Annotated in this window: 1 pseudogene; it reads left to right on the forward strand. The window is 62.6% G+C overall.

Going from position 1 to position 257, the window contains the following annotated elements:
* Nucleotides 1–257: pseudogene (locus KZZ07_RS27125) on the forward strand (hypothetical protein); the annotation flags it as partial.

Below are 257 nucleotides of genomic sequence, written 5' to 3' on the forward strand. Positions count from 1 at the left end.
CCTGGCCCACGGCTTGAACTGGTACGAATTGCTGCCGATCCTTGATGACCTTGCAGTGCTGATGCTGGCGATCACCGACAGCGGCCAGCACGAGTTCGAAGCCTACCTCAAGCAGCTCAACGAGCGCCTCGAGGCATTCCAGGGTCATCTGCAGGTGGCCAGTGACGGCCACGCCGACAGCCGTTCGGCCGCGCGGGAACTGGATACACAGATCCGTGAGCAGGTCGACGGCCTGCAAAGCAGTGTGCAGGAAGCGG

Source organism: Mameliella sp. CS4, assembly GCF_019392335.1.
GTDB lineage: Bacteria > Pseudomonadota > Alphaproteobacteria > Rhodobacterales > Rhodobacteraceae > Antarctobacter.